This is a genomic window from Paenibacillus sp. RS8 (assembly GCF_041956825.1).
Lineage (GTDB): Bacteria > Bacillota > Bacilli > Paenibacillales > Paenibacillaceae > Paenibacillus_AQ.
In genome coordinates this window covers 5,121,624-5,141,094 of sequence record NZ_CP168131.1, presented here as the reverse complement: position 1 = coordinate 5,141,094, position 19,471 = coordinate 5,121,624, and the positions used below count along the sequence as shown (strand labels likewise).

Sequence of the window (19,471 nt, the reverse complement as noted above, 5' to 3'; positions counted from 1 at the left end):
ATACTATTAGGTTTAATCATTGTTGATTTGTATGAACTGGGCTTGAAATTCATCAAATGATATTTTTCCTAATGCAAAATCCATACTCAATATATATATTTTTTCCGCTTTAGTGTGTATTCTTGCATTATGGAGACTTAACAATTCATGTTCATTCATTAACGGCTCAAGTACATGTTGCTTATTAATAAAGGCTTCAAAATATCGTAACCCGAATTTTCTTTGAGATATTGCATCGATATGAATCCCATCCGGATTAGAAGTTAAACCTGAAGCTGTAACAAAGTAACAATTATCTTGTTCAAAAGCGAATTTTTGTAATTCTTGATTCATTAACGCATATTCCGTGCAATGTTTCCCAAATCCTTCTTTGCCTAAAAAATCCCCTAAACCACCAATGATAAATGGAATATTTGGAGCCTCTAACTCTTTTCTTAGCGCCGTAACAATCTGAAGTAATTTCTGATAATAGACTTTATAGTTGCCGTTACTACTATCACTTTCTCCTTGATGCCATAAAATCCCCGATAATTCACTATTCTTCATTGCAAATTTAGTTTCTTGTAATGCATGTTTAAAAAGTGCCCCACCTACTGCCCATTCATCAATGGTGCTCCCTCCCTCAGCGCAAGGAATTAAGCCAATAATGTCTTCTTCATTTTCACGACACCATGCATCCGCAAATGATCCAGCAAGACTTATTCCTGAAACAGGACGGTCATAATTAATAGGTTCAGCCATCATTTGCCATCTACCATTACGCAACATTTGTATTCTTTCGTTATAGATGGGGGGTACTTCATGTATAAATCCTCGTCCAGCCATATTTGACTGACCAATCATTAAAAATGATTTGACCATTATTCTCATCCTCTCTTCATTAGTCTAATTAGACTGTCTATATTATTAGTCTAATTGGACTATTTGTCAACAAATACGCTTTTTTAACCTAATCTCAAAATTTATTATTGAATATTGTTAATGGGAACTCTTTTTGTAAGATAAGATTTTCGATGATTTGTTTGGTTAAATCAAAAAAGCCGCCGACAAGGCGACTACGTATGTCATGTGTTTTTTTGGCTTAATGCTGTAGTTCCTTATTATCCATAGATATCTTTTTGATCTCATTACTTTCAAGGATTGGACTAGGATAACCAGCACTTACTACTTGTATCATTGCTTGCCCTAATTGTTCCGAAGTAACGACACCCTTCAGTTTTCTAAGTATGGGATAAAAAGGTCTTAGCACATCGTATAAAAGTTGATACATTTTTGTCTTGGATCGGACGCCGTTAGAAGGAAGAATGATTCCTGGTCGGAACATATATGCCGCCTTAAACGGAAGCTGTAACAGATCATTTTCCGTCTTTCCTTTCACTCTCGCCCACATGGACCTACCTCTTTCAGAACTATCTGTCCCACTTCCCGACACATATAAAAAGGTCATCTGGGGATTTAGTCTAACCAAAGTTCCCGCAACGGATAGCGTAATGTCATACGTTATTCGTCGATATTCATCTTCCTTCATACCCTGAGATGATACACCTAGACAGAATAAACAAGTATCAAATCCTTCTAATTCATGTTCAATTCGATTCAAATCCGTGACATCGTTGAGCTCGATTGATTTTAGTTTTATATGTTGTTGCTCTGGATGTTTACGACCTATTGTAACTATTTCTCGCACTCTGTCATCTAATATACACTCCCGCAGTGCACTTAGACCTACCATTCCCGTAGCGCCAAATATAATGACCTTCAATCTATCGTTCACTCCAATCTTATTTATCTGATTTACTATAAGTAAGTTTATTATACTCGACATCAACTGAATAAAAAAAACAAGCCTATTTGGCTTGTCTGCAAAGTAGAAGGTTATATCATTTTTAGCTCATTGGATACGTAAATTGATAATTTCCAGATCCAATGATTAGTTTTTGGCTTTCTGGCATTTGTTCCACACTAGACAGACCTATAACTTGCTCTATTGGGATCCCAGACTCCAAAATATTCTCCTGCTTCATCGTTGGAATCATAACCTCAGCTGTTGTATTAGATGGTATCAATACTTGCATTTCTACTGAAGCTTCATTCTGTTTTTGCCAAGTTACCTTGATCGTTCCATGGACAGATTCAAGCGAGGCATCAACCCACGTCAAATGTTTCCCGATTAGCGGTTGGATCCGTATTTTTTTGTAGCCTGGTTCCAATAGTTCGATACCAGCGGCAGTGCGATAGAGCCAATCACCTATAGCGCCGTAAGCATAATGGTTATAGGAGTTCATATCATCGCTCCAGAACGAACCGTCCTGTTTTATTCCATCCCAATGTTCCCAAATGGTTGTGGCCCCTTGAATTACGGAATATAACCAGGAAGGATACTCTTTTTGCAGTACCAATTGGTAGGCTAAATCCGTGTAACCAAATTTAGAGAGGACTAGACACAGATACGGAGTACCCACAAAACCGGTCGTCAAGTGCACTCCATTTTCTTCGATGTGGTCTGCTAGCATCTTGGCTGTACGATGAAGATCCTTTTCCTCCAATAAGTTAAACATAAGGGCGAGTGTATACGCAGTTTGTGTCGGTGATGCCACCCGCCCATTTGGCGTTACGAACTCTTGACGGAATGCCAGAACAATCTTCTCATGCAATGCTTCATATTTTAAGGCATCTTCGGGTTTTCCAATGACAGTCGCTGTCTTAGCTAGCAATTCCGTTGAATAAGCATAGAACGCGGTAGCGATCAACTCTTTTGGAGTTGCTCCGACGTAGCTGTTTTCTTTGGCATCTAGACCTAACCAATCTCCGAAGTGAAAACCTGTATTCCATAGATATTCGTCTTCACCTTGCACCCGAATATACTCGACCCAAGCTTTCATACTTGGATATTGCGTTTTCAGCACACGAATGTCCCCATAACATTGATAAAGCGTCCAAGGACAAATCACCGCGGCGTCTCCCCAAGCAGCAGAGCCGTATCCTGCCGCTGGTACATCTGGAATAACATGTGGAACTCTTCCGTCCTCTTCTTGATCCGCGGCCAAATCCTTTAGCCACTTTTCAAAGAACGGAACGACATTCATGTTGAAGGCAGCTGTGCGAATAAAAACTTGAGCATCCCCCGTCCATCCCAATCTTTCGTCTCGTTGAGGGCAATCTGTCGGGATATCTAGAAAATTCCCCTTTTGTCCCCATAAGATGTTGTGCTGAAGTTGATTTAAGAGTTCATCTGAGCAGTTGAACTTGCCCGTTTGCTCTAAGTCCGTATGGATGACGCAGCCGATGAATTGTTCCAATAATTGATCTTGTGGTACACCAGTCACTTTTACATAACGGAATCCTTGGAATGATAAATACGGCTCAAATGTTTCTTCCTCTCCGCCTCGGCATACGTAAGTAACAGTCTGCTTTGCCGATCGTAAATTACCGATGTAGAAGTTCCCTTCGCGGTCCAAGACCTCAGCATGTTCTAAAGTAACTATGGTTCCTGTTTCAGCATGAACCATAAACCTTACCCATCCAACCATATTTTGTCCCATATCCAGCACGTGTTCGCCTTTAGGTGTAGTAATGATAGCGATAGGCTTGATGGTTTCTATAACCCTAGCCGGTTCGTTTTCCTGAGCAACCAATGTAGCTTCTGGACGGTCCTTGAGAATAGTCTTTTGCCACTTTAAATCCTCAAAACCGGAAGAAGACCATCCTTCTTTCTCGAGCCTCGCATCATATGTTTCGCCATGATATAATTCCGACATCAAAAGTGGACCTGTCGAAGTACGCCATTTCTCATCCGATACAATGATATGTTCAGAACCATCGGATAATGTGACGTGTAGCTGGATTAGCACAGCACGACCATTACCGAAGATGTCTTTCTTTCCTTCCCATGCTAAATAACCTTTATACCACCCGTTTCCCAGAATACAACCAAGCGCATTGCCACCAGCAGCAATCAATGACGTCACGTCATAGGTCTGATATTGAAGTCTGTTGTTATAACTGGTCCAACCAGGATTAAATAGTGTGTTATCTGCTGGAGTACCATTAATATAAAGTCGGTACAATCCAAGCGAGGTTGCATACACACGCGCTGATACGACATTGTCAGGGATTGAAAATTCCGTACGAATATAATCTCAAGGCTCCGCTCCGTTATCTTGGTTACTCAGGGGTGCTGCTATCCATTTTGCCTGCCACTCTTTGACCGACAACAAGGCTGTTTCCCAGTATGCAGGTTCACTCCATTCCGAAACCTTCCCTTGATCGTTCCAAGCTCGAACCCTATAGTAATACCGAGTGCGTGACTGTAAGTCGGGACCCGCATACTCAATATGAACATTGCTATCTGATTCTACCTTTTCAGAATCCCAGATGAGTTCTGAAACGAATTTAGGATCATTCGCGACTTGAACTTGGTAGGCAGATTGGATAAAGCCCCTTACTTCTGTGCTGATCCACCAACTAAGCCGCGGATGTAAATCATCAATCCCCAATGGATTTTTTCTATAATTCACCTTAAGATTTGTGACCTCAAAATTGGACATTTGTAACTACCTCCTATATTCATTCGGTAACCTACCAGAACAGTTAAGAATAGAATTGTCGCTCATGTATCCAGCAGTGCTAATTCTATTGTACGAGGTCGCTTAACATAGAATTGGGGGTATTTCTGACATTTTTATAGGTGGATCTGGACATTCATTCATAAATTTCATACGATGAGACTAGCCTTAGGTAATTTGAAAGGGGCCACGATATGAGTATCAGACGCAGTACCTTTGTCATGTCCGGAGATAGCTTTTTTGAGCCTGGTGTGCCAATTTATGTGAACAGGGCTTACGAAACGTTCGAATTGAATGCGCATTCTCATGAGTTTATCGAGATTACTTATATCAGTGAAGGCGCAGGGGTTCACTACATTGAGGATGAGGCCGTTCCAGTCGAGCACGGTACGTTATTTTTTATACCTATCGGACGCAGTCATGTATTTCGCCCTAAGACACCTATAAAAGACCGTCCGCTTATTGTTTACAACTGTTTGTTTCCGGTAGAGTATTTATCTGAGCTTCAGGTTACTTTTCCTCACGCTAAAGATATTTGTGAATTTTTCACAGACATGCAATTGCTATGGTTCTCTATGAAAGATATCAATGGTGCATACCATATAATGTTCCGTGAACTGTTTCGTGAATTCTCGGCAAAACCACCTGGATATTTAGCTGTCCTTGATGCTCTTGTCGTGCAAATATTAACGGGCTTGTTTAGACATCGGTTACAGCTTAATACACCAACAGGGGAGAAGCCACAATGGATTGCAGTTGATGAAGCCATTGCATATATAAATTATAATTATGCCAGCGGGCTTAAACTTAGCGATCTTGCTAGCAAAGCGAACCTTAGTGAACGGCAATTCAGCCGACTTTTTCAGCATCAAACGGGAATGAGTTTTACAGATTACATGCAGAGTATTCGTATGGATGCTGCCTGCCGTATGCTTTCTGGAGGTCATAGAGGTGTAAGCGAAATTGCCGCAGCAGTCGGATATGCTGACCTGAAGTTTTTTCACCAAATATTTAAAAAAAAGATCGGAATGACTCCCCGTCAATATAGTAATTCGCTACGAGTTGAGCAATAGCTACTAAACTTCCAAGTAATGATTAATGGCATAGAGATGGATTATGTTGCCCTAATGAGCGAAAAGCGTCCCCCTTTCTCGGAGATCGCTTTTCGATATCATTCATAGTTATTCTAGATACCTATACCACTACCGGAAACTTGATCGAAGCATCAAACTCTCCGCCGTTCTGAAACTCCAAGCGTTCCCCATTCGGCAATATCAGTACAACAGGTATATTCTCCGGTCCTAATCCCGTAATGCGGAAAATATTATCTTTCTTCAGAGTCCACTCGACTTCAACTATGCCGTGTTTTGTGGCCACCTTGCCATTCGCCCAATCCAACATTAACAATTTGGGCTCAATAATGATGGTTGAATACCCAGGAGCCCCTGGCCTTACACCAAGAATCTCACCTAGAAATTCTGAGATCGGCAATGCACTCCAAGCGTGGCAATCACTGCGTGGATTATTATCGTCTGGCACCTCTGGTAAGGTCGTAAGATGCAGATCCAGAAAAGCTCTCCAGCGGTCAATCACTACAGAAGCTTTGTCATACAATTTATGATGAGATAATATCCGGAATAGTTCATATGAAGCAGGCATAGACAATTGCGTCATTTGTTCGGCTGGGTATTCGATTGTACGTTCCAGCAGTTGGACAGCTTCCTCTCCTGAAACTGCACCGCATACAATCCCCCAGACTTGTGTATGTTGGCTAAAATCATCAACCTCTGGTCCATCTGCGAAAAGCCCACGGTCTGTACGCCAACAGTGACGTAGCAAGGCATCATTTATGGCGTTTGCTTCTTCTTTGGCTTCGCGCGCCGCATCCGCCCAACTCAATGCCAGATATAGTTCAGAAGCAGTATTAAGGGCAGCTGCGAACATTTGACTGAGCAATGTAAGTGGACCTTGATTATGTGCCGGAGGGGTTCCTATCTGCCATTCTTTGCACCAATCGAAGAAAGGCCAGTACGCACGCGGCGTCGGAGCAACAAGTCCTTCAGGTGTCAGTAAACGTCTAAACCAATCAAGAACTCCAGTCATTGTAGGCAAATAACGCCGAATTAAGTTTCGCTCACCAAAGTATTGATAATGTTCGTTAAGCATATGAATCCAATATAAGGAAAAGGACGGAATCACTTGCCGATATTCAGCTGGATAGCGGCTCTGTAGTATGCCTGAAGGCAGTGCAGAACTGTGAAAGTCAAACAACGAACGGCGGGCTAATCGGTCATCGGCACTAAGCGCATAGGTGAATAACATCTGAAGTCGGGTGTCCATCGAATATTGCATTTGCTCATAATATGGACAGTCCTCATACGTTTCGTGCATACATCTTTTGAGCGTATTTAAAGACAATTCCCAGAGTTGTTCGAAATCCGGATCTGAACAAGCAAAGGATGCTTTAATATCCAGTGGATAGCCCACATCTCTATAAGAAAGCCGAACAATTTCGAGCGGTTCATTCTTCGCAGTTGCTTCAAGTCTGATATACCGGAAAGTACGGAATTCAAAAGGTTCATAACGCTCCGCAACGTATTCATCGCCTACTCCAGCCACCGTGTAGTAATCACTCTCTCCGATTAAGATACCGTTCTTAGCATCGTCCCTTTTCCCCTTCACTCTATGATGGAGATTAGATGAGGCTTCCTCATAAGACTCTGAATATTGAACTCCGATCTGGCTATCACGGCCGCCCCGCATTTCCAATGTAAGATAGCCTGTAGCTAATTCTCCAGCATCAATCTCCAGCCAGATAGAACAGCCAGGTTCTACACGCAGAGAGTCCGAATCCTTCTCATTAAGAAATGAAGTGTATTTCGGTATAGCTGAGACATTATCAGCATTTGTGACGCCACGGAAGAACATCAACGTCTCGTTTAATAAAGGAATCGGGCGTGGTGACAATTGCCAAGGTGTTAATTGACCATATTCATCGTCTGTTCTAGAAACTATTGTTGCATCTCTCCATCCTTCACCAATGAAATCGGGCATTTCCCAACCGTGGTCCAATCCCTTTCCATCGATATCTTCAAACCCGCCAAGGTGAAAGATAATCGGGCTAGGGACAAGCATAAATCCAGTCATCATTTTACAATGCCAACTCTCATCGGTATGAAGAGCTTGTGAAGACCCTTTTCGCTCAATAAGTTCACCCTCAAGCAGCATTGTACCTCCGACAGCGCGGTAAGTCGAAATGGGACCGCTTTCACCAAGTACAAAGGGACCGGCTGCAGCATAGTGAAGTACTTTAACTGCTAGCACGTTCTTTCCAGTAATAAGACGCTCGCTCAGATCAACTGTTTCGTAATAATGGCTGAACTGGTCACCTTTGCAGGGTCCAACAGAGACGGATTCACCGTTAAGAAATAATCGGTACCGGCTATCCGCCGTGATATCAACAACGAGTTTTGCTCCATCTGAATCAGAAACGTTAAATTCGCGGCGAAAATACACCAATTCATGTGTTCCCGGATTTGACGTCCACGGATATCCTTTAAACCAAATCCAATTTGCCTTCCACATTCTGTTCTCTTCCATAGTACCTCCTACTAATCCGATTTATTGTAAGGTCAGCAAATGATATGCATCACGAAATTCCGATCTTGTCACTAATATAAAGCTGTACTATCTCTCCTCCAAATAAAGAACCAGTATTTGTAATATCAATGAAATGAACCCCTAAAGTTGCTGTGACTCCTCTTGTTTAATTTAGATCCATTACGATTATTTCCATATACAATAACAAAAGCTGCCAAGCAATCGCATGGCAGCTTTTGTTATATTGTATAAGATGTTCAAGCAGCGTATCTTACTTATCACCGGCAAGTGTAAGCCACTTCCGATTGTGATGCTCCTGAACTTCAACGGGGGTATCAAAGAAATCGCTCAACACATCCGACTGCAGGCAGTTTTCCGTCTCATCCCCTTTGTAGATTTCGCCGTTCTTAACTAATAACGTATGTGTGAAGCAGGGTGTTATCTCTTCGATATGATGCGTTACATACAGCAAAGTTGGTCCGCCGGGTTGCTTCGTAATCTTCTCGATCATTTGCAACAGCTGTTCTCGGGCAAAAATATCAAGCCCTGTGCATGGCTCATCAAGGATCAATAGATCTGGATTGGCCATAAGTGCGCGGGCAATGAGGACTTTCTTGTCGCTGACCTTGCGATAAGGTATCGTATGTACGAGCGGCTAAGGAAGAGCAGTCTAGAAACTCCATCAATTCTTCGGCTTGCTTTTGATCCTCTTCATTGGTCTTATCATATAAACCGATAGTTGCAAATTTCCCGCTGAGGACGATGGTCAGGGCAGTCTGATGTCCGTAAAGCTTCTGCTGCAGGGAGGTGCTGACCCAACCGATTCGTTTGCGCAGCTCCCTAAGATCAACATCACCGAAGCGGTGGTCTAGCACTTCGACTTGCCCAGTCGTCGGCCATATATAGCCGTTCACTACGTTCAGCATCGTCGTCTTGCCTGAACCGTTTAGTCCGACGATACACCAATGTTGCCCTTGTTTCACTTCCCAATTCATATCGCGTAAGATCATGGTTGTATCGCGCTGCCACGATACATTTTTAAGAGATATAATCATGCCCCAATTTCCCCTCCTTATGAATGTCTGTATTGAACTTAAAGCTCAGAAAGAGTTCCATTTAGAATACTCAGAGTGCATTGTACCGCTTGATCTGGATCCCCATTTTTAATAGATTCATAAACTTGTTCATGGTAATCGGATTGAGGATCATGAGAACTATAATTACGGTTTAATTTACTCATTGCATCTGACAAAATAAACGTAAAGGTTCTATATAAATCAATGATCACAGCGTTTTTGCTTGCTATCGCTACTGACATGTGGAATTCTATATCCGATTTGGCATACAGTTCACGATCATTCTTCTGTAGAGCCATATTTCTAGTATCCAAATGGTTCCGCATGTTGGATAAGTCAGTGTCATCATGTCGTAGAGCTGCTAATCTTGCGATTTCTAATTCAATCATTTTTCGAGCTTCGAAGACTTCAATCAATTCTGCACGAAGTAAACGATGGGTGAGTGGTTCTTGAATAAGAGGACTGGATTTTAAGTAAGTTCCAAAACCCTGCTTTTTCTCCAATAGTCCAGCATGAACTAACACACGGACTGCTTCTCTTATCGTTGATCGCCCTACATTAAATAATTGCATCAATTCAGGTTCTGGAGGTAATTTGTCTCCTGGTAAGATAGTTCCTGTTGAAATCTTATGTTGGATTTGGTTAACAACATCGTCCACTAACTTAGTGGATTGAACGGGTCGGAACGATCCCTTCTCAAACATCAGATCATCTCCTCTTTCTGCAGAATATCATGATATTCTTTACTTAACAAGTAAGATTTTGAAGTTTTTAACGCCCAATCTGGGAATAAAAAAGCAGCTAATCATTTGGATTAGCTGCTGACGTAACTTATTTAACTATAGCTTTATTGCATGGCTCACTATTATTTATTGTCCTTTTTCCATTACAGCAAAGTAGTTATTTTCACTGTCAGCGAAATTGAATACTCTTCCACCGGGAATTTCTAAAATATCTCCTACCGTAACATTTTTGTTCTTCAACTCTCGATTCAATTGATCAAAATGATCTGAAAAGAACATTATAGAAGGTGTTCCGAGATTCATTTCAGGATTCATTTGGGCAACCAACTCTTTATTATGAAGAACAATGCTAGTAGCTGCACCTTTCGGAGCAAGCTCGATAAATCTCATAGGGCCATTTGTTTCGTCCAAAATCACCTCAAACCCTAGCTTCTCTGTCCAGAAATCTTTGGATTCTTCTTGATTATTTACATATAACATTACTTGACCCATTTTATTAATCATAATTTATACTCTCCTTAGTTGAAGAATTTATGAGGTTGTCCATATCCCCATATCATTTACTTCCTTTTCCTACATTAAACCGAAATTTAGATATGCGAAAGAGAACATCGATAAAAATTTTTATATAAATATTTCTACAATAATTCAATGTACCCTTCAGTGCCATTCACACGAATTCGCTGCCCGTCTTTTATCAGCTTGGTAGCGTCTTCTACTCCCACAACAGCCGGTAAGCCATATTCACGAGCGATAACCGCTCCATGGGTCATCAGTCCGCCAACTTCGGTGACCAAGCCTTTAATGGATACAAACAATGATGTCCAACCAGGGTCAGTAAAAGCGGTGACTAATATATCTCCATCTTCCAGATCTGCCTCTTCCATGTTTAAGATGACACGTGCTCGTCCCTCTATAACTCCGGCAGAAACAGGTAGACCTACAATCGCTTGGGCTGGCAGATTTTCTCGGTTGTACTTACCCGTAATGATTTCACCATCAGAAGTGATTACACGTGGCGGAGTTAGTTTTTCAAAAAAATTGTAATCGTCTTTTCGTTTACTGATGATCTGATAATCCAGTTTATTTGTGCGTGCGACTTCGTGAAGTTCTTCAAAATAGAGATAAAATATATCTTCTTTTTCATGAATAATTCCCGCTTCTACTAGTTGTTCGGCTTCTTTCAGTAATGCCTGTTTGTAAACGAAATAGCGATTAATCATACCGTATTTTGGATACTCACGATAACCGATGAAATTCCGGATTAAACTGATCACTCGTTTGGTCTCTTCAGCTTTTTGTTCACCATCCGGTAATTGCTTCAATCGATCTAACAACTCTTGTTCTTTTCCCAAAGCTTCCTGTCGTCCTTGCTCAAATTTCCGTTTGCCAGCATTTGGCGCAAAGTTTTTGATATTATTGAGAATCATGGGCAGAAGTGTAATTGGTTTTTCGCTCCAACGGGTTCTCGAAATATCGATTTCACCGGCACATCGCATCCCATACTTGTTGAGATATGCATAAATAGCGTCTTGAGTCTCCCGTCCACCCTCAAACTTAACCAGTTCATCCAAAAAATCATCATCTTTTACATGTTGTAAATAATCAATTATTTTCGGGTAAGGACGAATCACATCTGCAACATCCAATAGCGCTAGACCCATTTCCGAAGTAATGTTGTTGGGTACAGATTGAGATAGCGTATCTGCTGCGTTTTTTTCACCTAACCACTCGTACATTTTTTCATTGATCCATGACGAAGCGTTCATAGCAGTCATAAAAACCTTTGTACTTTGTGGGTTAGATAAGAACTTCTTTAATTCCTGGAGATCTTCGAGAATAAAATCAAATAAATCTGCTCCTGATTTTGTTCGGATGTTTTGTTTTAATTCTTCTATCGATGTTTGACTGTTCTTAATCAAATCAGAAACAATTGCCGGATCATTTTCGATTAGGGCTTGAAAAACTTCTGACGACCTATCTTTACTGCTATTATCGGGACTCCGTTCTTTTTTATCATCTGGTATCGATTTTATATATTCTCGTTCTATTAGGGTTATAAATGCATCTTTTATGAGCGGATCGGATTTTCCAAGGGTATTTATGAAAGTTTCTCTTTTGGCAGGTGAAGCCAGCATATGTGCAACATCAACAAACAACCTTCCGCCGGCTTTACGCATAGGTGCAGGAGTTATTAACAGGTAAAAAGACAATCCTAGTGGTTTCATGGGATCCGTCATCATTTGTTGATGACCAACAGATACGTAAACGTGTTTTTCTTGATCATTTACTTCAGGGATCGGGTATAAAGTAGTGATTGGTCGACTTTGAACAATATAAAAAGTATCATGATCCAAACACCATTCTATATCTTGCGGGCAACCAAAATAAGCTTCAATCGCTCTACCTATTCGTGCCAGTTGTAAAACTTGTTGTTCTGTAAGTGTTTGAGACTTTTGCTGTTCGAGATCGATTTTCCGGGTTTCTGTTCCACCTTCTTTTATGCCATAGATAGCTATTTTTTTGGTTGCTATCATCGTATCAACGAGTTTCTCTTCGTATACTTTATAACAATCGGCAGATACCAAGCCGGAAACCAGAGCTTCACCGAGCCCAAAACTGGCATTAATGGATAGCAACTTTCGATTAGAGGTCATTGGATCAGCGGTGAATATAATTCCTGATACCTGTGGAAAAACCATCTTTTGAACAATAACGGATAAATAAACTTGTCTGTGATCAAAACCATTTTGTATTCGGTAGATTACTGCGCGATCCGTAAATAGAGACGCCCAACATTTGCTTATATGCTGCATGATTGCTTCTCGTCCGATGATATTTAAATAGGTGTCCTGTTGACCGGCAAAAGAGGTATGTGGTAAATCCTCAGCGGTTGCACTAGAACGTACTGCGTAAGCCTGTTCTTCACCAAGTTGGGAAAGATAGTGAGTAACTGCTGTCACAACATCTGAAGGAATTTCTACTTCCATAAGAAGTTCTCGAATTTTCCTACTGATTTCACCAATTTGCGCTCGATCGTTTACGTTTAGCATGGATAGTTGATCTAATAAAGTATGATACTTTTCGTTCTTTTCGATAGCTTTTTGGTAGCCCGCTGTTGTAACACAAAATCCTTCTGGTACATTTATTCCTTCGATAGTTGATAATCTCCCTAAATTCAACCCTTTTCCACCAACAAGCGAAAGCTGCGTATGATCTATTTCCTGAAACCCAAGAACTAAAGAACTCATTCAATCTCTCCTATCTATCAAATTTAGAAAAAAACATTTGACAAGAGTTTACCGGCATGGTACATTATTAATGTAAGATGCATTAACTTTGTCTATTAAATAATATAAAGACGTGTTATGATTATATCATCGTGTCTGTTCATATGCAATATTAAAGAACCTGATAAACGACTCAGGTTCTTTTTTTGATTCCAGTAATCAATAACCAACACTCGGACTATACTCCATCTTTTACATTGGATCTATAACCCATGGACTTCAAACTCATAGATTCGCGCCGCCGTATCGGCTCCCTGCGTGGGTTTAAGGATTATTAATTTTACATAGCGTGCTTTCACCAACGCGATCGCGTCTGTTGACTCGGCTGCCGAGTTTCCTTGAACGTTGACGACATCCGTCCAATTCGTTCCGTCAATACTCACCTGAATGGTATAATCGCTCGTATTAAACCCGGACCATTCTCCTCCGCTCTGTGCATGCTTGATGATAAAAGTGCTAATTTGATGCTCTGCTCCGAGATCGACCTGAAGCCAATGAGGCAGATTTCCAAGTGCGCACCATTTGCTGTTATCCGTAACTTTGCCGTCTACGGCGTTCGTTGCTCCTTCCTTATCTCCGCATGCATGATCAGCCGTTGCAATTTTTCCAAGTGCTAAATTCTTCACCGCTCCAGCTTCTTTGCTTACTGTGATGAGCGCCTGTTTCGTAATGGTATCTTGCCCCGCGCTGTTAGTTGCAGTCAGTGTCACGCTATACACGCCTTCCTGATTGAACGTTACAGCAGGGTTCTTCGATGTACTCACAGCTGGGCTTCCGCTTTCGAAATTCCATGACCATCCTTCTGTTACTTCCGTCGATAAGTCAATGAAGTTTACACTCTCACCTGGTGCCACCAGGGTCCGATCAGCCTTGAACCCAGCAATTGGCTTCGGATAAGCCGGCCAACTGATCTTGACGCTGGAGGACTGACCTTGCTCGTATCTTGCATTGATCGCAACGACCTTCAATTCTGTGACCGTTTCCTTGTCTATTCTGCTCATTTCAGGAACATAGAACACATGATTCGTTGTTGCACCCATCAGCACTTCTCTGCCATCTGGCAGTACACGATAGATTTCATATTGCTTCACCTGTTGATCAAGCGGTTTCCACTGTAATCTAGCATCTCCGTAAATTCCATTACGGAAATCGGATTGAGTGACCTTAAGCTCGCGAACTGCCGGCAGTGCTTTAATTGAATCATTAGTATTCTGGATGGAGAGCTGGCCAATTTGAATGCTATAATTACTGATCGTATCCTTGGTATCAAAGTACAGTGACAACGCAACGATACGTTTTCCTTTATATGGGGTCAAATTCAAAGTTTCGGTAGTCCAGCCTGACGAAGCTTTATCCTTCACGTTAAGGAAGACAAATTGGTCGGGATGGTCTGCGAAAGCGAGACCAACCTTTAGACTTGGCTTGTTCGGCGTTTTATACGTAATCGATAGCTTTGTACTTGCTTCAATTTTCAGGTCTGTCTTGTAGAGCTTCAAATGTGTGGCATTGTTGTGGCTCAGTTCACCTGATACCTTCAGAGAGCTACCGCCATAATATGCATCGGACCAATCAAGCCTCGGAGTAAGTGCTGTTCCTTTGCTGTCTGCGATCCAGCGCCATGTAGGCAGGATATCTTGCAAGCTTCGGTTATTCCATCCCTTATCTCGTACCTGCTGCCCTCGGACATAAAATTTCTGTCCGCTTCCTGTATTGAAGTTGGTGATGAAATGCAGCTTATTTACTGGGGAGGATTCTACCACATCATTCGCGATCCCTTTCCATGCCTGATCGCTCACGGTGTTCCCCGGGTTCCCGTTTGGCCCCACCCAGAATTTGTTCTCACGTACGAAGAAATCCTCCATACTCTCTGCACTGTTAAAAGCCCAGTCTGGGCGATAAATACCAAGGGAAGTGACGGCAGGCTTGCCATCTGGATACAGTAGATTCCAGTTCACATTTGTATCGTAGCCCTTGGCTTCAACATCGATCCCTGCATACAGATCATATGGAGTTCTTCCCAAGCTTTTGGCCTTCTCTGCGGAGCTTTTAAGATCCTTCCACCAAAAGTTTAGGAACATACTGTCTGTAATTTTCTTATTATCTTCCTGTAGGAACATCGCATTCTTGTCATTTAGTGCGTTCTGCCAACTGATACTGCCCTCCTTAGTCATAGAGTCGTACCATACGATTTGCATAGACTCCGACTTGTGCGACTCTAGATAACTTAGGAAAGCCTTCATTTTCTGTGCATCAGCCGGCACACCACCTTCGGTCTCCTGATTAATGAACCAGCCGTCAAATCCATAATAGTTCGCAACCTGGATCAGCTTGTCTGCAGCAGGAAACGAGCCGTCACTGTTCTGTTGAAGCATTTGCTCCACCCATTCAAATTTCCCTCCATACACGGTAGGTGGGAAGAATACCGTTCCGATGATCGGTACGCCATTCCTATGAGCTGCGTCGATAGTATCCGCGCTTGGAGGTACAATGATCCCTTCTCCAGCTGATCCGCCCCAGTAAACCAGCTTGTCAACATACTGCCAATAGGAGAACGTGTTAGCCTCAAATTTGTCCGAACCTTGTGATGGCACACCACTTGTTCCTGAGTTCAGAGCTGATAAGGCCATAACTTTCGGCGCTTTGGTCGCATGGGAGTTGACACCATCTGTCACAAATCGATCTTGCAGCGGGATTGTGCTCCGGTTGAATGCCGCATCCGGATCGGATGCAGGACTCCACTGAAGCAATTGCTCTGGAAACCAGTAGGATGAATAAGGCTGTTTAGCGAAAGCTGTTGTAGATATTGCTGCGCACATCACCAATAAGAATATAAAACCTGCACCAATCTTTTTCATGCCATACTCCTCCAATCAATAGATAATATGGTTGCGCTTACATTTTAACAAGTTGGACAAAGCTGTAGATAGTGGATTAATGACAAGTCCAGGTGCACTTATTACAGGTTGTAAACCTGAAGCTAGAGTACGACCATATTCTTGGCCTCTATAAATAAAAAGAGCCCCCATTTAAACAAACGGGTGCTCTCAATCTTTTAGTATCATTAGAATTACGATTTCCAAATTTAATCAATTAGTCTCCCAGCTCTACAACCTACAAGTTTAAAAGAAACTGTCTTGTGTTCTGATAAGCGTCATTCCATCCCATTTTTGCGTAGAATCGAAGTCCATCAAGTCCCTTGAAATAATAGGCTCCCATTAACCGCTCTTTAAAATTAGGAGTTTCTACTCCGTTCTTTTCTTGATAGTCTTGATACAACTTAATAACATCACTCCATGGCATATGCCGATCGAGAATCGCAAGGTCTATGAGACAATCACCGTACATGCAATTCCCATCGATGATGCCGGTAATTCGTGTTCCATCGGACAAAATATTCCACTGCTGAAAATCTCCGTGTATAAAGCTTCTATTTGATTCATTATAGGGTACGTAATCCATCAACCGACTGTAAATTTCTTCGTATACACCCTTCTCCAAGCAAGACGTATGGAAGAGATCATACCAATTCTCCCAGAACGTTCCCGTTTGATCCTCAGCATTTACTGCAACAATAAAGTCTTTCCAAGAAGAATAGCCCCCGTTGCCATCAGCACCGATCCACCCATATCCGTTAGTTGCCCCAATATCCGCTGCTCCCATTCTTGTCAAAATGCTGATAATTTCAGGCAAGTGAAGGGTTTGCTCCTCTGCCGTGTAATCGGATAGGTTGCGACCTTCCATTCGTTCCATGATTAAATAGGTTATCTGACTAGTTTTTCCTAAAGCCAAACATTTCGGGAAAGGGATGTTCTGACTTGATAGCAGATTCGATACATAGTTTTCTGTTTCATACGCTCCTGCCAGATCGCTGAATTTAACTACATATCCTTTCCCTTCAAGGATAAAAGAAAACACGTTGCTTATATTACCACCGGAAAGAGGTGTAATCTCAACTGCACCTGGTCTAAGATGGTTCTCTAATACTTTTTCAATTTCACTCATGGCCAATTTTGGCTTCGCGTAAGTCACCGTAGCTTCAACTCCTATAAATTAGAGACTAAATTTCTCTTTCCTCATATTCAAATGGTTCTTCACACGAGTAAATGTCATCGAAAAACCCCATAAACGGAATGTCGTCTTCCATGCATTTTATGCGATAGGATAATTCCTCATCACATGTGGGTACTACACCATTGTTCCTCATTACCTCGAATGCATCTACAATATTCTCCATGAGCGTCACTTGGATGAATAAGGAGAGCTTATCCAACATTGACTGATCGACCCCGGTCTCAGATCTGTATCCTTTAAGGACTACTTCAAAATAATCATTCATGAACTTCTTTCGTTTAACAGCATCTGGTTCGAATTGTGTCCATCCCACGCCCTGTGTCCAGAGACCTGCCAGATCAAACATATACCAACAGAAACATGAATTATCGAAATCATACACAGTGATTTGTCCAGTATCAAAATCTATCGAATAATTCCCATCATTGTAATCAAAATGGATCAAACCGAATGACTCAAGGTTCCTGTCCAATTCATCTAAAGTTTTAAGAAGCTTTACCAATCTCTCTTTAAGGAGAGATAAGGAGTCAGGTATCAATTTATCAATATATTCGGCATTAAATCTGTCAAAAAAACTATGCCGACGATGAACAGGAGTATATCCTTTCGACAATTCATGTATTTTCCCTAGAACTTTACCACAGTTATAATAATATTCTGTAATTGGAGCTTCTTCCCGGTACCGATAATTATTTTCTACAAGCATTTTCCCCTTAGCCTTATTAAATAGGCAGATAAAAAAAGTATGATTATTATGAATAATCTCTTCCAGCAGATTCCCCTTTAGGGAGTTGACTACATCCGAGACACTTCCGCCATGTTCAAATAAATACCTAACATACTCAACTTCACCTAAAAAATCTTCCCGGCTTCTGTCATTTAGGAAGGCGATTCTGAGTATTTTGGCGTCAGTACCTTCCTTTTCACAAGTATAAACGACATTACGCCCTCCATCATGTGCCGGAATGGGCTGAATTTCATAACCATTCAACTCGTACAACTCCGATATCAATGGTAGTAAATACACATCAGCAATTTCAATAACCTCATTATTTGTCAAAAAATCTCTCCTTTAGTCCGATCAATTTATGTATAGCTTACCAGTCTCTAGTGATAAACTGGATAGTAAAAACAATTATAATTAAATTATGCTGCTTCATCAGTTCAAGTTTTTAATTAAATGGAATATCACTTTAGCTATTTAGATATACACGAATTAAAATATCCTGATCATGATTGCCGAACCCAGCCCCATAGAGTGTTAATCCACCAACATTTTTAGCCTGCTCGTCAACCGCAAAACGAAGTGTCCAGAATTGTTCTCGGAGCATAATATCTGCGATAGTTACGTCAGACATCCGTTCTTTATCAATATATGTGCCATTCGCGTCAATCCGGATCTTCTTTAATAATCCGTATTGATTTACATTTCGATGCCACCATTCTGGAGTATAAATGCCTCGCGCAGCTCTTCCGAAGTCTGCTGGGCTGGTCCAGGTTCCAAGTGACACACCGTTGAAAAGGAATTCAATATCCGACGGACAATCATCTCTCAAGCCTGGCGCTTCAGAAGCGATTTCCATTGAAATTTCAATAGCCTCGGGAGTTTGATCAGGAAACAGATAGTTAGGTGTTTTGTACTCGACGTAACCTCTCCCGAACCACAAAATACCGGCGTTGACCCGCTCAGGATCGAGAAAGTAGCGAGGGTCATCCCAAACCCCAATTTCTTGTTCTTGGGTACCAAGCCCACAGGTAGGATGGACATTAAACGAGGTATAATGACCGACTGATAAGGTCTGCTCTCTGATCCTCGGGGATTGACTAGCAATTGGCAGATCAATTTCAACTCTTTTTTGTTTAAGGAAACACATTTTGTGCGTTCCTCCGTTTAGGCGTACCCTGTGACTGCCGGTCAGACCGGCTTGTTCCAGCTTTCGGATATGCATGGTGACTATGGAGGGGCTAAGCTCTAGCTTAGCCGCGATCTCCTTTACATTCATTTCATTATCAGCGATGAGGCTCATAATTCTCCATCTGACTTCACTTGCAAGTGCTTCATACAAAGCTATGAATTTTGTTTCGCCGTTCGCTTTAATCATTATCATAATCCCCTGACTATAATT

General features: G+C 41.6%; 13 protein-coding genes and 1 pseudogene. 1 reads left to right on the top strand and 13 read right to left on the bottom strand.

The window, feature by feature from the left end:
• Positions 1–12: 12 nt before the first annotated feature.
• The 4 genes from ACDZ28_RS24360 to ACDZ28_RS24345 form a co-directional block, all read right to left on the bottom strand.
• Positions 13–861 (bottom strand): sialate O-acetylesterase, encoded by an 849-nt coding sequence (locus tag ACDZ28_RS24360; protein WP_375102980.1) that lies wholly within the window; start codon positions 859–861, stop codon positions 13–15.
• A gap of 220 nt (positions 862–1,081) precedes the next feature.
• Positions 1,082–1,762 (bottom strand): epimerase, encoded by a 681-nt coding sequence (locus ACDZ28_RS24355; protein ID WP_375102979.1) that lies wholly within the window; start codon positions 1,760–1,762, stop codon positions 1,082–1,084.
• A 124-nt stretch (positions 1,763–1,886) separates the two neighbouring features.
• Entirely contained in the window at positions 1,887–4,115 is a 2,229-nt protein-coding gene (locus ACDZ28_RS24350) for a family 78 glycoside hydrolase catalytic domain (protein ID WP_375105410.1), read from the bottom strand.
• Positions 4,116–4,139: 24 nt separating this feature from the next.
• Positions 4,140–4,547 carry a hypothetical protein gene (locus ACDZ28_RS24345; protein ID WP_375102978.1) on the bottom strand — a complete coding sequence of 136 codons (408 nt, stop codon included), beginning with the start codon at positions 4,545–4,547 and terminating at the stop codon, positions 4,140–4,142.
• 212 nt (positions 4,548–4,759) lie between these two features.
• Here ACDZ28_RS24345 and ACDZ28_RS24340 point away from each other — a divergent pair, with 212 nt between their 5' ends.
• Positions 4,760–5,638: an AraC family transcriptional regulator gene (locus ACDZ28_RS24340; protein WP_042127849.1), complete on the top strand. Its 879-nt coding sequence runs from the start codon at positions 4,760–4,762 to the stop codon at positions 5,636–5,638.
• 121 nt (positions 5,639–5,759) lie between these two features.
• On the opposite strand, the gene ACDZ28_RS24335 is transcribed toward ACDZ28_RS24340, so the two are convergent.
• From ACDZ28_RS24335 to ACDZ28_RS24295, 9 genes and pseudogenes are all read right to left on the bottom strand, one after another.
• Complete coding sequence (locus ACDZ28_RS24335; protein ID WP_375102977.1) at positions 5,760–8,165, bottom strand: alpha-L-rhamnosidase C-terminal domain-containing protein; 2,406 nt, start codon at positions 8,163–8,165, stop codon at positions 5,760–5,762.
• A gap of 271 nt (positions 8,166–8,436) precedes the next feature.
• Positions 8,437–9,220: pseudogene (locus tag ACDZ28_RS24330) on the bottom strand (ABC transporter ATP-binding protein).
• A gap of 38 nt (positions 9,221–9,258) precedes the next feature.
• Complete coding sequence (locus ACDZ28_RS24325; RefSeq protein WP_375102976.1) at positions 9,259–9,945, bottom strand: FadR/GntR family transcriptional regulator; 687 nt, start codon at positions 9,943–9,945, stop codon at positions 9,259–9,261.
• 165 nt (positions 9,946–10,110) lie between these two features.
• Entirely contained in the window at positions 10,111–10,488 is a 378-nt protein-coding gene (locus tag ACDZ28_RS24320; protein WP_375102975.1) for a VOC family protein, read from the bottom strand.
• A 134-nt stretch (positions 10,489–10,622) separates the two neighbouring features.
• Complete coding sequence (ppsA, locus tag ACDZ28_RS24315; protein ID WP_375102974.1) at positions 10,623–13,235, bottom strand: phosphoenolpyruvate synthase; 2,613 nt, start codon at positions 13,233–13,235, stop codon at positions 10,623–10,625.
• A gap of 242 nt (positions 13,236–13,477) precedes the next feature.
• Positions 13,478–16,129 carry a discoidin domain-containing protein gene (locus tag ACDZ28_RS24310; RefSeq protein ID WP_375102973.1) on the bottom strand — a complete coding sequence of 884 codons (2,652 nt, stop codon included), beginning with the start codon at positions 16,127–16,129 and terminating at the stop codon, positions 13,478–13,480.
• 256 nt (positions 16,130–16,385) lie between these two features.
• Complete coding sequence (locus tag ACDZ28_RS24305) at positions 16,386–17,303, bottom strand: aminoglycoside phosphotransferase family protein (protein WP_375102972.1); 918 nt, start codon at positions 17,301–17,303, stop codon at positions 16,386–16,388.
• A gap of 28 nt (positions 17,304–17,331) precedes the next feature.
• Entirely contained in the window at positions 17,332–18,405 is a 1,074-nt protein-coding gene (locus ACDZ28_RS24300) for a phosphotransferase enzyme family protein (RefSeq protein WP_375102971.1), read from the bottom strand.
• A 133-nt stretch (positions 18,406–18,538) separates the two neighbouring features.
• Complete coding sequence (locus ACDZ28_RS24295; protein WP_076120897.1) at positions 18,539–19,447, bottom strand: transcriptional regulator; 909 nt, start codon at positions 19,445–19,447, stop codon at positions 18,539–18,541.
• Between the last annotated feature and the right edge of the window lie 24 nt (positions 19,448–19,471).